The organism is Ruegeria sp. CDSA033, assembly GCF_059612305.1.
The window spans coordinates 1-16080 of the sequence record NZ_JBXWQI010000005.1; the positions used below are offsets into that span (position 1 = coordinate 1).

The 16080-nt window shown below is 56.9% G+C and carries 14 protein-coding genes; 8 read left to right on the forward strand and 6 right to left on the reverse strand.

Annotated features, from left to right (window positions below; genetic code table 11):
- A partial coding sequence (locus tag AC2FLA_RS08405) for a hypothetical protein (RefSeq protein WP_496721625.1) occupies positions 1 to 249 on the forward strand: 249 nt, incomplete at its 5' end.
- A gap of 102 nt (positions 250 to 351) precedes the next feature.
- On the opposite strand, the gene tyrS is transcribed toward AC2FLA_RS08405, so the two are convergent.
- The gene (gene tyrS, locus AC2FLA_RS08410; RefSeq protein WP_496721626.1) at positions 352 to 1605 is read right to left on the reverse strand and encodes a tyrosine--tRNA ligase; all 1254 of its coding nucleotides are present in this window, start codon (positions 1603 to 1605) and stop codon (positions 352 to 354) included.
- A gap of 91 nt (positions 1606 to 1696) precedes the next feature.
- On the reverse strand, positions 1697 to 2965 hold the full coding sequence (locus tag AC2FLA_RS08415; RefSeq protein ID WP_496721627.1) for an MFS transporter: 1269 nt from the start codon (positions 2963 to 2965) through the stop codon (positions 1697 to 1699).
- A gap of 209 nt (positions 2966 to 3174) precedes the next feature.
- Between AC2FLA_RS08415 and AC2FLA_RS08420 the strand changes: the two genes are divergently transcribed.
- From AC2FLA_RS08420 to AC2FLA_RS08435, 4 genes are all read left to right on the forward strand, one after another.
- Positions 3175 to 4233, forward strand: coding sequence for an anhydro-N-acetylmuramic acid kinase (locus AC2FLA_RS08420; RefSeq protein WP_496721864.1), 1059 nt, complete (start codon positions 3175 to 3177; stop codon positions 4231 to 4233).
- A gap of 317 nt (positions 4234 to 4550) precedes the next feature.
- Positions 4551 to 6383 carry a GAF domain-containing protein gene (locus AC2FLA_RS08425; protein WP_496721628.1) on the forward strand — a complete coding sequence of 611 codons (1833 nt, stop codon included), beginning with the start codon at positions 4551 to 4553 and terminating at the stop codon, positions 6381 to 6383.
- 380 nt (positions 6384 to 6763) lie between these two features.
- Positions 6764 to 7219 (forward strand): hypothetical protein, encoded by a 456-nt coding sequence (locus AC2FLA_RS08430; protein ID WP_496721629.1) that lies wholly within the window; start codon positions 6764 to 6766, stop codon positions 7217 to 7219.
- A 530-nt stretch (positions 7220 to 7749) separates the two neighbouring features.
- On the forward strand, positions 7750 to 9603 hold the full coding sequence (locus AC2FLA_RS08435; RefSeq protein WP_496721630.1) for a WG repeat-containing protein: 1854 nt from the start codon (positions 7750 to 7752) through the stop codon (positions 9601 to 9603).
- A gap of 239 nt (positions 9604 to 9842) precedes the next feature.
- Here AC2FLA_RS08435 and AC2FLA_RS08440 read toward each other — a convergent pair whose 3' ends face one another.
- Positions 9843 to 10745: a fatty acid desaturase gene (locus AC2FLA_RS08440; protein WP_496721631.1), complete on the reverse strand. Its 903-nt coding sequence runs from the start codon at positions 10743 to 10745 to the stop codon at positions 9843 to 9845.
- Between the two features lie 3 nt (positions 10746 to 10748).
- Positions 10749 to 11168: a cupin domain-containing protein gene (locus AC2FLA_RS08445; protein ID WP_058271870.1), complete on the reverse strand. Its 420-nt coding sequence runs from the start codon at positions 11166 to 11168 to the stop codon at positions 10749 to 10751.
- A gap of 85 nt (positions 11169 to 11253) precedes the next feature.
- Here AC2FLA_RS08445 and AC2FLA_RS08450 point away from each other — a divergent pair, with 85 nt between their 5' ends.
- Positions 11254 to 12672 carry a protein adenylyltransferase SelO gene (locus AC2FLA_RS08450; RefSeq protein WP_496721866.1) on the forward strand — a complete coding sequence of 473 codons (1419 nt, stop codon included), beginning with the start codon at positions 11254 to 11256 and terminating at the stop codon, positions 12670 to 12672.
- Positions 12673 to 12683: 11 nt separating this feature from the next.
- Here the strand turns inward: AC2FLA_RS08450 and AC2FLA_RS08455 are convergent, their stop codons facing one another.
- Together AC2FLA_RS08455 and AC2FLA_RS08460 are read right to left on the reverse strand one after the other, a co-directional pair.
- The gene (locus AC2FLA_RS08455) at positions 12684 to 13655 is read right to left on the reverse strand and encodes a cation efflux transmembrane domain-containing protein (RefSeq protein WP_496721632.1); all 972 of its coding nucleotides are present in this window, start codon (positions 13653 to 13655) and stop codon (positions 12684 to 12686) included.
- Positions 13656 to 13740: 85 nt separating this feature from the next.
- Positions 13741 to 14628, reverse strand: coding sequence for a DMT family transporter (locus AC2FLA_RS08460; RefSeq protein WP_496721633.1), 888 nt, complete (start codon positions 14626 to 14628; stop codon positions 13741 to 13743).
- 195 nt (positions 14629 to 14823) lie between these two features.
- Between AC2FLA_RS08460 and AC2FLA_RS08465 the strand changes: the two genes are divergently transcribed.
- Positions 14824 to 15528 (forward strand): endonuclease/exonuclease/phosphatase family protein, encoded by a 705-nt coding sequence (locus AC2FLA_RS08465; protein WP_108858408.1) that lies wholly within the window; start codon positions 14824 to 14826, stop codon positions 15526 to 15528.
- 71 nt (positions 15529 to 15599) lie between these two features.
- A complete protein-coding gene (locus tag AC2FLA_RS08470; RefSeq protein ID WP_113790079.1) occupies positions 15600 to 16013 on the forward strand; it encodes a Fur family transcriptional regulator in 414 nt (137 codons plus the stop codon).
- Positions 16014 to 16080: the final 67 nt, after the last annotated feature.

A 16080-nucleotide genomic window follows, 5' to 3' on the forward strand; every position in this document is an offset into this window, starting at 1 on the left:
GGTGGCGGCAAAGGCGGCGGCAAGGGCGGTGACGGCAAAGGCGGCGGCAAGGGCGGTGATGGTAAAGGTGGCGGCAAGGGCGGCGACGGTAAAGGTGGCGGCAAAGGCGGCGACGGTAAAGGCGGCGGTAAGGGCGGCGACGGTAAAGCCGGCGCCAAGGGCGGCAGTAAAGGGAACAACGGTGGAGGCAACGGGCCGGAAGGCAATAGCCCAGGCCAGGGTAACAATGCCCACGATGACGAAAGGTGACGCAGTTCTCGCAAGGGCGAGTCTAAGCTTAGCCGATACCTAAAACAAAAAACGGCCACCGCAAAGGGTGGCCGTTTCGTTTACTTCTTGGTGACTGGCCCGCTACCCCAGCTGAACCAACGCGTGGCGCTTCTTACCTGCGCTCAGCTTGATTGGCGACGACAGAGCACCCGCGTCGATCATCAACCCGGCATCCGTCAACGGAGCGTCATCCAGCTTGGCACCGTTTTCCGCGATCAGCCGTTTGGCCTCTTTGCCGGACTTTGCCAGACCCGATTTTACGATGACCTGCACGATGGACATGCCGTCACCCAATTCATCCGCGCTGAGGGTCAGTGTCGGAAGATCATCCCCAATACCGCCCTTTTCGAACACTTCCCGCGCCGTGGCTTCGGCATTGGCCGCAGCCTCAATTCCGTGCAGCAGGGTGGTTACCTCGTTGGCAAGGCGGATTTTGGCTTCGTTGATTTCGGACCCCTGCAGCGCGCCAAGGCGCTCACACTCATCTACGGGCAATTCGGTGTAAAGCTTCAGGAAACGGCCAACATCCGCGTCGGTCGTATTTCGCCAGAACTGCCAGAATTCATAAGGCGAGCGCATCTCGGCGTTCAGCCAGACCGCACCGTCCTGCGACTTGCCCATCTTCTTGCCGTCGCTGGTGGTCAGAAGCGGCGAAGTCAGGCCGTAGATCTCGTGATCCAGCACGCGACGCGTCAGGTCGATACCGTTGACGATGTTGCCCCACTGGTCCGAGCCGCCCATCTGCAGGACGCAGCCGTAACGGCGGTTCAGCTCAAGGAAGTCATAGGCCTGCAGGATCATGTAGTTGAACTCAAGGAAGCTCAACGATTGCTCGCGATCCAACCGTGATTTCACCGATTCAAACGCCAGCATCCGGTTGACCGAGAAATGGCGCCCGATATCGCGCAGGAAATCAAGGTAGTTCAGGCCATCCAGCCATTCGGCATTGTTCAGCATCAAAGCCTTGTTTTCGGCATCGCTGTCATAGTCGATATAGGCCGAGAACACCTTTTTGATGCCCGCAATGTTTTCGTCGATCTGTTCGGGACCCAGCAGTGGGCGTTCATCCGCGCGGAACGACGGGTCGCCCACTTTGGTGGTGCCGCCGCCCATAAGGGTGATTGGCTGGTGGCCAGTTTTCTGGAACCAGCGCAGCATCATGATCTGGATCAGGCTGCCCACATGCAACGACTTGGCCGTCGCATCAAAGCCGATATAGGCCGGTTTGCACCCACTGATCAGCGCCTCGTCAAGGCCCTGATAATCGGTGCAGTCGGCGAGAAAGCCGCGCTCGATCATCGTGGCGATGAAATCCGATTTGGGGTGGTAGGTCATATCGTGCCCTTTGGGTTTATGTTGCGGGGCACTGTATAGGCGGCGCATTGGGTAAGGAAAAGGCTCCATTTCCAAGAAAACGCGGGCTGTGTCAGCTTTTGACCGGGGGCAGGCGGAAGGCATAGAACATTGCGATGGTGTTCAACACCACAAGGACAACAATCGGCGTGATCGGATCATGCAGATGTGCGACTGCGCCAAGGATCGCAGCAAAAACAATTCCAACGAGGCCAGCGCTGACATCCCCTAGTGCAACCAGGTAGGGGCGCTCTTTTTCGACGCTCATCTGAATGAGATACAGGTAGCGCCCATAGATCACCCCATTCCCACCCAGCGATAGCAGCAGGATCACCAGCGCGTAAACCCAGACGTTCTGAGCGTAGCCGAGGAACGTAAAGCCAAGCGCCAACAGGGCCGAGATTGCGGCGATCAGGCATCCCAGCCACATCACAGGTTTGACCGAGACACGATCGCTGAGCCATCCCCACAAAAGCGAACCGATCACCATTCCAAGGCTGGCCCCTATGACAAAATAGCTGAGCGAATGCTTGGTCCCCATATGCAGCGTCGCAACATGGATTGTGTAGAAGGGCATCGCCAGCTCGACCGATACAAAGATCAGTCGGGCCGAAAGAAACTTGCGGTACCAGGGATAGGCCATGCCGGTTTTGAATCCGGTCGCCAACTCGGCCAAGGGCTTGGGTTTTTTCTTTGGCTCCGGCAATGGGGCGCGCTGTTCATCCTCAAGCAGTCGCACCCCTGCAAAGGCAACACCTGCGGCAAACATGGCAATCACGCCGCACCACAGAACGACGATGTGGCGCTGCATCGGTTGGTCCCCGGACAGCAGGTCGCGCGTGATCAGAACGACGATGATGGCCAAAATGCCCGAGATGGTGGCCTGCGCAAACACCATCCGGTTCCGTTTCGCTTCGGGGACAGAGATGCCGTAAATCTGGCTGGTTCCAAGGCTGGTGATCCCCTGGCACAAACCCAGGACCATCGCAGTGGTCAGGAACAACAGCACGATCATCACGCTGGGCAGTTTTGTTGAAAACAGGGCCACCGCCGCCAAAACTGCGGCTGTCAACAGGTTCGGTGCGTAAACGGCCAGCTTGGCGCGGGTTGCCCGGTTAATGAAAGGTGCGACAAAGATCTCGGCAACCAGGCGCGATCCGGTGACAAAGGGCAGAAGCATTCCTGCAAAAAACGTTGGCGCGCCCAGAGCCATATACAGGAACGGCAGCACCAGATTTGGGTTGATCAACTGCCCTCCAATCGTGGCCAGAGCGCCGGACCAGAAGATCAGAAAATAGTTCCGGCCTTCGGATGGTTGTTTCTGCGAGTATGTGTCTGCCATATGTACCTAAAACTGATTTGTGTTCCTTATACCAAATTGTCGGGAAAAAGCGCGACCCTCGCGGGAACCGTCTTGCCTTGGCTTCGGCGGAAGGGGCAGGTTAAACAGGCTGTGCCGATCAACCATGACGGTACACACATAATTCGGCAGGAGAGATACGCGTGGGGCGGGCCATCAAACGAACAGGTGCGATCAGGGTTTTGGGCGCGATGTCCGGCACTTCGATGGATGGGGTCGATGCCGCGGTCGTCGAAACGGACGGGCACCGTATTTTGGGATTTGGTCCAAGTGGGTATCGTGCCTACTCCGATGAGGAGCGAGCGGTTCTGCGCGCCGCTTTAGGGCAGTGGCACGGGCCTGACGTGGATGCTGCGGCAGAGCTTGTTACCCTGGCCCATGCTGAGGCGCTGTCTGAATTCGATGAGGTCGACTTGATCGGTGTCCACGGCCAAACTCTTGCGCATGAACCGAGCGGGCGCGGGACGTTGCAGGTGGGCGACGGGAAAGGGCTGGCTCAGGCGTTGGGCGTGCCGGTCGTCTGGGATTTCCGCAGCGATGATGTGGCGATGGGCGGCGAAGGCGCCCCGTTGGCGCCTTTCTTTCATTTTGCCTGCGCCAAATGGATCGAAGCAACCCAACCGCTGTGCTTTCTGAACCTTGGCGGTGTCGGGAACCTGACGTATGTGGACCCAAGTTACGATGGTCCCGAAGCCCCGGGCGCGTTGCTGGCGTTTGACACTGGTCCCGCGAATGCACCGGTTGATGATCTGATGCAGGCGCGTCTGGGCCTGCCGATGGATCGCGACGGAGCCGTCGCACGCGGCGGAACCGTCGAGATGGGCGCACTCGAGCTGTTTTTGTCTGAGCCTTATTTCACACGCATGCCGCCAAAATCACTGGACCGAAACGACTTTTCCGAGATGATCAAGCTGGTGCAAGAGCTCAGCGATGCGGACGCCGTGGCCACGCTGACGGGCATGTGTGCCGCGGGCGTGGTGCAGGGGATGGAACATTGCCCCAAACCGCCAACACGCTTGCTGGTCACCGGGGGCGGGCGGCACAATCCGGTATTGATGGAAATGCTGCGCGTTGCGCTGGATTGTCCGGTCGAACCGGTTGAGGCCGTGGGTCTGGACGGCGACATGCTCGAGGCGCAGGCCTTCGCCTATCTGGCAGCACGCGTCGCCCGCAGGCTGCCGACGTCGTGTCCGGGGACGACAGGTGTGAAAGCGCTGGTCGGTGGTGGGGTTGTGAGTTCGGTTGCGTAATGCGGCGGTGGGTCAAAAGTTGATTGCCCGGATTCCGCTGTGCGGACGAAGTTGCCATTGTCCTTCTTAGTGCTCGCTGACGCAGCATTCGCTCGCGGGTGCAGCGTGGTTTTCGCTGTGAAACAGCATTTGTCACCATACTCGACGTTGAAAGTCAGTCCGAGGGGGCAAATTCAATCCACACTTTCGCCGCAACGTGGATCGACAAACGAGGGGCGGACGGAGCGGCCATTGGGTGAAAGTCCACTTTGTAAAGATGGTCACACTTCATCCGAGCGTCTATACTTACATCGGAACTAGATTTCGGAGCACTCCGGATGCAGAGTCGAACAACGGGAGGCGAAAACGTCAGCCTGCGCGCCGAAGTCGAAAGGTTGCGAGAACGCGAGGCCGCCAGCCGGGAAATTCTCGGGGTTATTAACCAGAACCGGAGCGACGAACGACCAGTATTGGATGCGATCACGCAAAGTGCTGTCAAGCTGTGCAATGCGGCTGGTGCCGGATTGTGGCTGTCGAGCGCCGCAGGTGACGTCATCCGGCTGGTAAGCGTCGCCCCGGTGAACAAAGCTGAGTTCCCGGTCGGCATGGAAGCGCCACAGGAGGCCATTTCACCAATGGGGCGGTGCATGCGTGACGCGCGCGCAATAAGCGTGGCTGATATCCGAGATGACCCATACTACCTGGATGGCGATCCGACCCACTTAAAGATGATTGACGAGGTTGGGATCCGTAGCCGGTTGATTGTACCGCTTGTCGAAAACGGGATTGCGTTTGGGTGTATCAGTCTGATCCGGAAAGAAGTGCGCTCGTTTTCCGACGAAGAAATCGGCTTGATCGAATCCTTCGCCGAGCAGGCTGTAATCGCCATTGAGAACGTGAGGCAGTTCCGCGAAGTGCGGGCGCGATTAGCCAGAGAGAGTGCAACAGTTCAGGTGTTGCAAGTCATCAGTCGAAGCCGCGAAGATGAAACACCGGTATTCAATGTCATTCTTGAAAACGCGGCGCATTTATGTGGAGCAATACGAGCTCGGCTGATGCTGGTGAACGAGAAAAATACCCAATTGAGCGTTGTCGCAACATGGGGTGAACCCAATCCAACCATGCCGAAAGGCATGCTCATCAACATGGACCAGGACCTGATCCCGGTCCGTGCAGTGCGTGAAAAAAAAGCGCTGAATGTTCCAGACGCGCGCGAAAGCTCCGGATATAAAGCAGGCAATCCGTTGTCGGTAGAAACTACTGTTGGTTCCAATACCCGATCTGTTTTGGCTGTACCGCTGGTCAAAGGCGACGACGTTATTGGGTGCATCGCAATATCTGATCCGAAAGTAGGCGCGTTTAACGACAGCGATGTATTGTTGGTTCAGACGTTTGCTGCCCAAGCCGTGATCGCAATTGAAAATGTCCGCCAATTCCGAGCCTTGCAGGTTAAGACGGAAGAGGTGCAAGTCCTCAACGCCTCGTTAAAGGAAAAGGTTGAGGATCAAGTGGGTGAGATCGAGAGGATGGGGCGGCTCAAAAGGTTTTTGCCGACAGCCGTGGCAGATACAGTGATCAGTCAGGGTGCGGACAAGGTGTTGTCGAGCCATCGTGCGTTACTGGGTGTACTGTTTTGCGACATTCGAGGGTTCACGGCGTTTTGCGAAACGGCGGAGCCGGAGGAAACCATTGAAGTCTTGAAGACCTATCATGAAGAGATGGGCAAGCTGATCGCAAGGCACGGGGCGGGTGTGGATCACAGAATGGGCGACGGGATTATGGTATTGTTTAATGACCCGCTTCCTTGCGATGATCCCGCCGGAAATGCTGTCCAGCTTGCCGTAGCGATGCGGGCACGGATGTCTGAGCTGTGCAGGAATTGGAAACGTATGGGCTACCGGCTCGGTTTTGGGGTGGGCGTATCGCTTGGTTATGCAACAGTTGGAATGGTTGGTTACGAAGACCGGTTTGACTACACGGCCTCCGGCACTGCAATTAACCTTGCATCCCGCCTATGCGATGAAGCTGAAGATGGCGAGATACTGCTCAGTCCTAGGGTCGGCATTGCAGTGGAAGACGAATTTCAAATTGAATCGCGTGGAGAATTGAGCCTGAAAGGGCTCCGCGAACCAATTGAAGTTGTCAGACTTTCCGCTGACACTGCTCCCTGAGAAACCGGACATTGGCGACAGATGAATTGACGACCGATAGGGCTCAGAGCCCGGTTTCGATGCAGGTGACACGAACTACGGCTGCTGAACTGCGAATGACTGCGTATCGAACCAAACGGCGTAGAATCAAGAGTATGGCCCTGGTGGCGAACGCCCGCTCTAGTGAGGTCTGAAGGCCGACGCATTCTGCACTGGCATTCGACGGCTCCGAGCCCATGGCGGACTTTTTTTCCCTTACGACCACCGACAATAGATATGGTCGGAAGCGCTCGTTCATTGCACCAATCATTCCAGCGTGCCATCTGTTGGTGCCGCGACGATTTCGGATGGTCTCTACCTACGGACTGTCGCTTCATAGTTTTGCAAGTGCAGGAGTGATCATGACGTTTTATGACCGCAAAGATGCCGCCGCCGTCTTTATCCTGCGCCTAGGGCTCGTGTGGTTCATGTTTCTCTGGGCCGTCCACAAGATCATTACGCCCCAGCAATATCAAAACTTGGCCAAGAATATCGACGGGATCGAGATGTCCTTTGCCCAGATATACGCCGTGGGAGGCGTTCAAATTGCACTTTGTGTGCTGGCAGCTCTGGGCGTTTTTCGCGTTTTCAGCTATGGCGGTCTTGCGGCGATGCATTTCTTTACCATCACCCGACAATGGGAGCGTTACCTAGATCCCTTTGCTCTGAACGACCGCGGCTTTCCAATCAACCGAAACCCAGTGATCGCTCTTGCGGCGATGGCCGCATTCGTCGCGCTTCTGCTCCTGATTCACCGCGATCACTTCAGCATCGGAGGCTGGCTGCGGCGCTACGCAGGCGCCCGTTGGTGGTATTAGGATCTGACTTCTTGAAAAGGTAGCCGCCCCATAGAACCATCCATTTGGCGAGATTGATGGCGTGCCGAGATCGGCATTGTCCGCCACCTGTGAGTTCGAGTGCGAATACTTGCTGCGGCCAGCACGAACCATCGGTCTGGCCGCCACTTGGCGGCGCTGAAATTTTTGCATCTGCGACGAATCTCCTGCCGCGAGTGCACGCAGCGAGAATTCAACACTTCTGCTATGGGCTCTCAACTAGGTTTCGCCGCTCGCGGTGCGAAGGGTGGCTGCTCAAGCGCAAACGGCAGCGCACTGGTGGAAGTGGTGACAAGCCAAGAGTTTGGCCGTCTTGACGAACGGCAACTCCCGCCATGCCCTGATTGAACCGCGTGCTGCATTAGCATTGGGCGGCAGTGAGCCCAAATCACCCACTTTCTGAACAGTGGTGAATGGCAGATTTCACGCCCGTCTACCCCATAGGTTGTAGCAGGTTTCAAGAATGACTAGGATCGCCGAACCTGAACCGCAATGATTTGAGCGCCAAATTCATGAAATACCGTATTTGTCTACCAGTCGTTTTAGTCGCGACATTTTTGGGGGCAGATTTCGCATATTCAGAAAGCAATGAAATGGATTACTTGCCACGCTGTGGTGGTGAGTTCGATTTGTGTGGGTATGTGGATCGAAAAACAGAAAATGAACTGATACCTGCCAAGTTCGAACGAGCGCTCAAATTCAGCCAGGGGTTGGCGGCAGTTCGGATTGAAGGGTCCTTTGGCTACATAGACCTTTCTGGAAACGTGATTATCGAGCCAAAATTCGATTTGGCTGGGGAGTTTTACGAAGGCCTTGCGGAAGTCCTTATCGGGGATGTCGTGGGTGTCATCGATACATCTGGAGAATTCGTTGTTAAACCTCAGTTCGCCAGAGCAATTCCATTTACAAATGACGCGTTGGTTGTCGCAGAGGGAGATTGGCGCAACGGGTATTTTCCTGGCAGGGAAATACTGGACGGCTTGAATGGTTTCCCCGCTGGCCTAGGAAACAGAGGAGTGGGACTGTATCACTTGTCTAAGGGATGGGTTACCGATCCAATTTATAAAGTCCAAAAATTCGATGAACCAAGTCGGGGGCTTATCTGGGCAACAACCGAAGACCGGTATCATGGACCATTCGGGTTGTTGCGGTCAGATGGTACGTGGCAAGTCGAGCCGACATACACTCATGTTCAGAGCCTTAACGACGGCTTAGCCGTCGTCCGCGGAAAATCCAAAACCCGAGAATTTGAACATAATGGTCGGTCAATCGACCCTTCTGGTGCAGTTGATAAGGATGGAAAGTTAGTTATCCCGCTAAATTTCGAATTCTTGAGCTATTGGAGTGCTGGATACGGACTTGCTCGCAAGGGGGAGCTTCACGGATTGGTAGCACGTGATGGCTCACTACTTGGGGGAAAGTACTTTGATGAAATTGGGCGGTCGGAGGACGGTCAGCTTCCGCGCGTTCGCGACGGCAAAGTTTGGTATAGCGTCGATAGCGATGGCACCTTGCTTCCAGATCAGAACGAGGGAAAAACTATTGCACATTGCCCGGGTGGCTTAACTATTCGCGAAAAATCTGGGCTAGCCGAGTTTTCGCATCCGGAACTTGAGGCCCCAGTTGGGCTGCTCTTTGAACGGAAGCACCGATACAGTCGAGTAGATTGCAGCAAACCGATCTCAGTAAGTTTGAACGAAAAGTGGGGATTTGTTACGCAAGCGGGTTTGTTGATCACAGACCCACCTTCCTTTGACGACGTATACGGGTTTAAGGATGGTTTTGCTGCGGTGTCAGTAGGCGGATTGTGGGGTATTATTGACGAAAGTGGTGTATTTGTAGTTGAGCCAACATTTGAACGCCTTCGTCCGACCCAGGGGCCATACATGGCTGGAAAAAATGGTCGTGAATTCTGGATCGATGCTCAAGGAAATGAAGTTTCCGAACCCTTACCCAAAAAAGAAGACCTTGCTCGCCATTTGGAGTGCCGGGGTGGATCGCGCCTATTCGCTGAAAAGGACATGTGGGGAATGCTTGGCGCAGATGGCGAGGTGTTGATCGCCCCGAGTTACCGCGCACTTTCCTGTTTCTCACAGGGGGTGGCGTGGGGAGCCACAAGTGACGGCACTGAATGGTGCCCAATTGGGCCCGACGGTCAAATTCGTCAAAAGCCGGAGTGCAGGCGGTCATATTACCCCTACATTCAGACGCACCATTTTCCAGAAAAATTCTCTGAAGATCCTTATGAAAACAGTGTTCTTTGGGTGCGTGCTTATCTCGACTACGGACGTGGCCACCGAGAGAACGCTCCCGTTTGGATTTCTGACGGAGTGCAGGGCAATGCCAGTTCGTCGATTATCCGTTAATAGCTGGGTATCAATTTTGCCGGGGAGCGGACATTCGGGCAATCACTGCCAATGCGCGCTTTGTCCCGCGTCTTGCTCATTCCCTGACAAATCTCGCTGCACCCGGCCCGAATGGCCGCTCTTTGCGCCGCGTTGCCGCGCTCGAGATGATGCTTACGCGGCAAAATCCGCGCTGCAAACGCACGCAGCGAAATTTTGGCACTTCCGCTCAGGGCTCAAAGCAGCCTTTCCGTAAACAACTAGCTGAATGATTGGTGCTTTACGCTTCGTACATAATCACTTGTAAACTGGGAGTATCCGTCCGAGGTCGACTTCAAATGTTCCCGCGTCCAGCCGTGCAATGCAGGCAGCTGGTGGAAGGGCACATTCGGTAATGCGTGGTGCTCTGCGTGGAAGGGCATGTTCCAGGCCACAAAACGCACGATCCGGTTGGTGAACGTGGTGCGCGAGTTCTCGAGCATGTTGGCGACTGGCGGACACAGGCCGTGTTCCGCCAGTAGATAGAGGCGCAGGAATGGTTGCCCAAGTAAAACGGGTAAAATCCAAAGCCAGAAGAGCAGAGGTGACAGGAACAGGCTGAGGGCTGCGACCGCGTAGAGTATCAGCAGCAGACGTGCCTCAGCCCGCATGGCGGTGTGTTGGCGCGCAGGTAGGTACGGGGCGTCGATGCGACCAAAGGCGTTTTGGAACAGGACAAGTGCCATGCCTTTCCAATAGGGCCAGCCGGACAGGTAGATCAGCAGGCTCAACCGGTCCTGCGGTCGTGGCTTGCCGCCAAGCTCGGGGTCTTTCTCCGGGTGGTTCGTCCATTTGTGGTGCGCAAGGTGAAAATACCGAAACCACGTAAAGGGCAGGGCGATTGGAACTGAAGCAAGATGTCCGACAGCGTAGTTCAGCCAGCCGGTCTTGAACGGGGTCTTATGGGTGCATTCATGGCTAAGCGTGAACAGAAACACCAACAAGACACCCTGTGGCAGGATCAGGACCGGCCAGAGAGGGACCCGCCACGCGATACCCACGCTGGTGGCGGACAGTAACACCAGGTAGCCCAGAAGATGACGCAGACCTGCTGTGTCCGAGCGCCGTTGTAGCTGATCTTTGGTCTCGGGTGGCAGCGACGCAATGAGGGCGCGGTGATCCATGCATCATCCGCGCGCTATGTCGAACCCTGGCTCGGCCAGTTCGAACCCGTCAAACTGGAACCCGGGCGAAACAGTGCAACTGACCAACGTATAGTCTCCGGTGGTGCGCGCCGCCTGCCAGTGGTTTTCGGGCACGATCAATTGCGGTGCGCCCTTTGAAAGGTCGGGGCCCAGGATGTGATCGGTGGCTGGACCGTCATCCGTAGCGCTCAGCGACAGGATCAGCGGAGCACCAGAGTGGTAGAGCCAGATTTCGGTGGCGTCCACGCGGTGCCAGTGGCTGCTTTCACCAGCGGCCAATAGGAAATAGATGCAGGTCCCGGTGGCGCGGCCTGCGTTATCCGCGCGCCAGGTTTCGCGAAACCAGCCACCCTCGGGGTGTTGTTCCAGTTTCAGGTGGTCGATGATCTCTTGTGCGGTCATGGGGCCTCTTGTCTTTTGCGATGATTATGCACGGGAAGGTGCGATCCGCTATGGTATTCGTGTACGCAAGGAATATGTTTGCCGCATGACCCTGACCATCCCGTTTGATAACAGCTACGCCCGCCTTCCCAACAGCTTTTATGCGCGGCAGGCACCTATACCTGTGCGTGCCCCACGCCTGATCGCATTCAACTCGGAATTGGCGAAGGTATTGAAGGTCACACCGGGGGAGGTAGAGGAGATGGCCGAAGCCTTCGCCGGCAACACGCTGCCCGAAGGCGCAGAGCCGATTGCGCAGCTTTATTCGGGACATCAGTTCGGCAACTATAATCCGCAGCTTGGGGACGGCCGCGCTGTACTGCTGGGCGAAACGATCGGGACAGATGGCCTCCGCCGGGATATCCAGCTCAAAGGATCCGGACCTACCCCGTTCAGCCGTCAAGGGGATGGCCGCGCATGGCTGGGACCGGTGTTGCGGGAATACGTGGTGTCCGAGGCAATGCATGCGCTGGGCATCCCGACGACCCGCGCGCTGGCGGCGGTTGAGACCGGCGAGATCGTTCTGCGCGAGGGGCCGATGCCCGGTGCGGTTCTGACCCGTGTGGCTAAAAGTCATTTGCGGGTCGGGACATTTCAGGTTTTTGCAGCGCGCGGACAGCTGGACAGCCTGCGCCGCCTGACGGAATACGCAATAGACCGCCACTATCCTGACGCGAATGGTCCGATGGGCCTGCTGCGCGCGGTGGTCGAGGCGCAATCGCAATTGATCGCAGCATGGATGAGTGTGGGGTTCATCCACGGTGTGATGAACACCGACAATTGCTCAATCGCGGGTGAGACCATCGATTATGGGCCCTGCGCTTTCATGGACAGCTATCATCCGAACACGGTCTACAGTTCGATCGACCGGATGGGGCGCTATGCCTATTCCAACCAGCCCGACATCGCCGTTTGGAACGTAGCGCAACTGGCGACGGCACTGATCCAGCAGATGGAAGACAAGGGCGCCGCCGTCGAGGAGGCGACCGGGATAGTACACGCCATGCCGGATTTGCTGCAGCAGAACTGGCTGAAAAGGTTCCGCGCCAAGATCGGGTTGATGACAGAGGAAGAGGGCGACCTGGAGCTGATCTCGGACCTGCTGACACGCATGGCGCAGAACCAGGCGGATTTCACCAATACCTTCCGGGCGCTGGGCGGTGATGCTGTACGTGATCAGTTCACCGATCCTGCGGCGTACAACGAATGGTCCGAAGGGTGGACCGCGCGTCTAGGGCGTGAGCAGGACCCATCCACAGTAATGGCTGCCGCAAACCCGGCTTTCATTCCGCGCAATCACCGGGTTGAACAAATGATACAGTCGGCCGTTCAGGGCGATTACGAGCCGTTCCAAAGGCTGAACACTGTTCTGGCGCGACCTTATGAGGATCAGTCCGATGCGGATGATCTGAAACGCCCGCCATCAGAGACCGAAGTTGTCCATGCGACGTTCTGTGGAACCTGAAGTTCTTGCGCTCAGACCTCGTCACTATAGGGATTGACCTCATCCGGCCAACGGCGGGCGTATTGCGAGATCATCAGGTAGACATCCGCCCCGTCGATTGCCCTGCGCGCATCGCGGACCATGCGCAGGTTCAGGGTGTCGACCTCTTCGGCGGTGATCGCGCGCAGGGGGTTGTAGTAGACGGTGATCAAAATGGTCCGACCTTGCTTGGTTACTGACATGTCCCGCAATGCGCCACCGTCCTCTGCGATTGCCGGGCGCAAAGCCCGACGTGCAGCAGCAAGCAGGTCGGGGCTTGCGGTGGCGTTTGCCAGCTCACCCAACCCACCACGGAAGTCGCGTAGGTATGATCCGATGGCCAGAACGCACAGGAACAGTACGATGATCGAGTCGCCGACGGGTGCGATCGCCGATAGGGCCCCATCCCGGAACAGGTAGATTGCCCCAAGGCCAATTGCTGCGGCAGCCGTGAATAGACCATCGAACATTGCTGCTTTGGATTCCAACCGCAGGATTGCACTGGCCTTCCCGGTCTTCCGCCAAGTGAAATAGTGAAACGCCCACAGCAAAACGCAGGTCAGGCCGATGGCAGCGAAGTAGATGAACATCGGCCCAAATATCAGCGGTTCAGGCATCATGCCGTTGTAGTAGCTGTAGATGTTTTTAGTCGCGTTCGAGATGGCGAACAGCACCAATCCTAACAGAGACAAAGAGCGGAAGGTGGAAAAGATCGCCTCATCCGCTGCATAGCCAAACGGGCGTCGCTTGTCGGGGCCTGCATCAATCTTCAAACTGATACGGCGGCCAAGGAATGCCGATCCAAAGCCGACCAGCGAATACAGCCCGTCCATCATGATCGCATTGGAGTTCGACAAAATCCCGGCCAGTATACCAGCCGCGCCCATGAACAGGTTGCCGCCCATGGCAATGATGAGAGCGCGCCCCTCAAGCTGCTTTCTGCGTTCTGCATTTGGCATCGACATCTGGTAACGTCCTGATAGGGCATCAAACTCCGCAACAGATACCCGTTCGAAGGGGGTAGGCCAACACCTGCCATGGCGGGTTGTCCTAGTCCCGCACGATTTCAAGCACCGCAGCGCTGACGATCAGGATGGCGCCTAAAAGCTCGCGCAACCCGAACGGCTCGCCCGAGAACGCGGCGGCCGAGGCCAGGCCGACGACAACCTCGCTCATAAGGAGGATGCCGACGCGGGCAGGGGACAGTTTGGTTGCGGGCCAGATTGTCATGAACACCATGGGTAAGGTGTAGAAGGCCGACAGCAGAACAAACTGAAGGGTCCAAAGAAGATCCGCCTGCACAATTGTCGGCAACACAGGTTCGGGCAGGACCGTGAGGCTGACCAGGGAAAGGATCAGCGCGCCTGCGACAAAGGCAAAGACCTGACCCGAGGCTGAGATCGTACTGGTTCGGTACAGCCCCAACGTACCCAGGGCCCAGCACATGCCCGAGGCCAACGCCATCCAGTCGCCGCTGTTTTGGGGCAGCGGGATACCACCCGAGTCGCCCAGCACGACGAATAGACCACCGACACCGCAGGTAAGGCCCGCAAGCCGCCCCAGAGTCAGGCGTTCACCCAGAAACACCCGGCCCAGAATCGTGCCCCAGATCGGGGTGAGGTAGAATAACAGGATCGACCGCACCACATCCGTATAGACAAGGCTGATGGAATAAAGACTGAAGGCCGCGCCGGTGAACATACCGCTGAACACCAGATCGCGCCATTGCAGGGCCAGCGTCCCTCTCTCTTTCCAGATGAAGGGAACCAGCCCCAGCAGCGCAACGCTATACATCGCGATCCCCGGCCATGGTCCGGTCAGACCCAGATCATAGAAGAACCGAACGGGGATCCAGTAGAGACCCCACATCATGCCACCGATCACCAGAACGATGCTTGCCCAGGTGCGGTTGTTCGAGAGTGTGTTGCTGGAAACCACTTCAGGCCTCAATTGGACGCGTTCCACGGGGATAGAGTATCGGCACCCCGTTGATCAAGCGCGGCATTCTGGATCGCGCCGCTTGCCAGAATATGGCAGCGCGAAAAGCTCTTATTTGCCACTCCTGCAGAAGACTGGGGTTGCGCCCGGCCACCAGCGTGGCACTTTGGGGTTCGTCCATTTGATCGGAACCTTATGTCGCCTCAATCAACCCTGCGGATTGCAAGCTATAACATCCAGAAATGCGTGGGCTTGGATTTTCGCCGCCAGCCTCAGCGCATAATGCAGGTCATTGAAGGCATGCAGGCTGATATTGTGGTGTTGCAAGAGGCCGACAAAAGACTACCGCCGCGACCCGCCGCCTTGCCACATTTCATGTTGGATGAAGCCGGTTGGCAGATTGTTGATCTGGGGGGCGCTGGCAGCCTTGGCTGGCACGGCAACGCGGTCATCTGGCGCGGGGACAAAATTGACGTACGCAAGACCGGTCACCATGAATTGCCGGGGCTGGAGCCCCGCGGTGCAGTTCGGGTCGAGTTCGACACCCAGATCGGGCCGCTTAGGGTGATGGGGATGCATCTGGGTCTTTTGCCCGCATCTCGGCGGCAGCAGATTCATCAACTCCGGCGCTGCGATGAGGATCTGGATCAAATGCCTACCGTATGGGCTGGAGATTTCAACGAGTGGTCGCGCCAGCCAGTGCTCGATCATCTTGCACCCGACATGCGATTTTTGCCCCCGGTTCCCAGTTTCCCGGCTGCACAGCCTCTGGGCGCACTGGATCGGATCGCTCTGGGCGCTGGGCTTGAGGCCGTTGTGCATGGCGTCCACAAAGCGCGGCCTGCGCATATCGCATCAGATCACCTGCCGATCTGGGCTGATCTTCGCAAGGTTGCTTAGGCGCAAATCCCCTGTGGCGCCAGCGGCGCAGACGTATTAAGACAGAAACCCGAACTACTCTGAGGGTCACTATGTCCGACACGATCATCGCCCGTTGCGAAGCCAAAGGTCTCCGCATGACGGGTCAGCGCCGCACAATTGCTCAGGTGTTGCAGCAAAGTGATGACCATCCGGATGTAGAAGAGCTGTACGCCCGCGCCTCTAAGGTGGATTCGGGTATCTCGATTGCCACGGTCTATCGCACCGTGAAGCTGTTCGAAGAGGCAGGGATTCTGGAGCGGTTGGAATTCGGCGACGGGCGTGCGCGCTATGAAGATGCCGAGAGGGACCACCACGACCATCTGATCGACATGCAGTCGGGGGAAGTTATCGAATTTGTCGATCCCGAGATCGAGGCCCTGCAGGAAAAGATCGCAGCCAAGCTTGGGTACAAGCTGAAAGGGCATAGGTTGGAACTGTACGGCGTGCCGCTGAAACAGGACTGATCCATCACGAAACGCGATTGGTTGCCGCACGGCAATTCATGAAACATGTCGCAATATCGCTTGCGGC

Excerpts from the sequence above, each read along its gene's own strand:
- AC2FLA_RS08445 (WP_058271870.1), bottom strand. The coding sequence starts at position 11,168 with ATGACCGCACAAGAGATCATCGACCACCTGAAACTGGAACAACACCCC.
- AC2FLA_RS08450 (WP_496721866.1), top strand. The coding sequence starts at position 11,254 with ATGACCCTGACCATCCCGTTTGATAACAGCTACGCCCGCCTTCCCAAC.
- AC2FLA_RS08430 (WP_496721629.1), top strand. The coding sequence starts at position 6,764 with ATGACGTTTTATGACCGCAAAGATGCCGCCGCCGTCTTTATCCTGCGC.
- AC2FLA_RS08420 (WP_496721864.1), top strand. The coding sequence starts at position 3,175 with ATGTCCGGCACTTCGATGGATGGGGTCGATGCCGCGGTCGTCGAAACG.
- AC2FLA_RS08470 (WP_113790079.1), top strand. The coding sequence starts at position 15,600 with ATGTCCGACACGATCATCGCCCGTTGCGAAGCCAAAGGTCTCCGCATG.
- AC2FLA_RS08435 (WP_496721630.1), top strand. The coding sequence starts at position 7,750 with ATGAAATACCGTATTTGTCTACCAGTCGTTTTAGTCGCGACATTTTTG.
- AC2FLA_RS08455 (WP_496721632.1), bottom strand. The coding sequence starts at position 13,655 with ATGTCGATGCCAAATGCAGAACGCAGAAAGCAGCTTGAGGGGCGCGCT.
- AC2FLA_RS08425 (WP_496721628.1), top strand. The coding sequence starts at position 4,551 with ATGCAGAGTCGAACAACGGGAGGCGAAAACGTCAGCCTGCGCGCCGAA.
- AC2FLA_RS08465 (WP_108858408.1), top strand. The coding sequence starts at position 14,824 with ATGTCGCCTCAATCAACCCTGCGGATTGCAAGCTATAACATCCAGAAA.
- AC2FLA_RS08415 (WP_496721627.1), bottom strand. The coding sequence starts at position 2,965 with ATGGCAGACACATACTCGCAGAAACAACCATCCGAAGGCCGGAACTAT.
- tyrS (WP_496721626.1), bottom strand. The coding sequence starts at position 1,605 with ATGACCTACCACCCCAAATCGGATTTCATCGCCACGATGATCGAGCGC.
- AC2FLA_RS08440 (WP_496721631.1), bottom strand. The coding sequence starts at position 10,745 with ATGGATCACCGCGCCCTCATTGCGTCGCTGCCACCCGAGACCAAAGAT.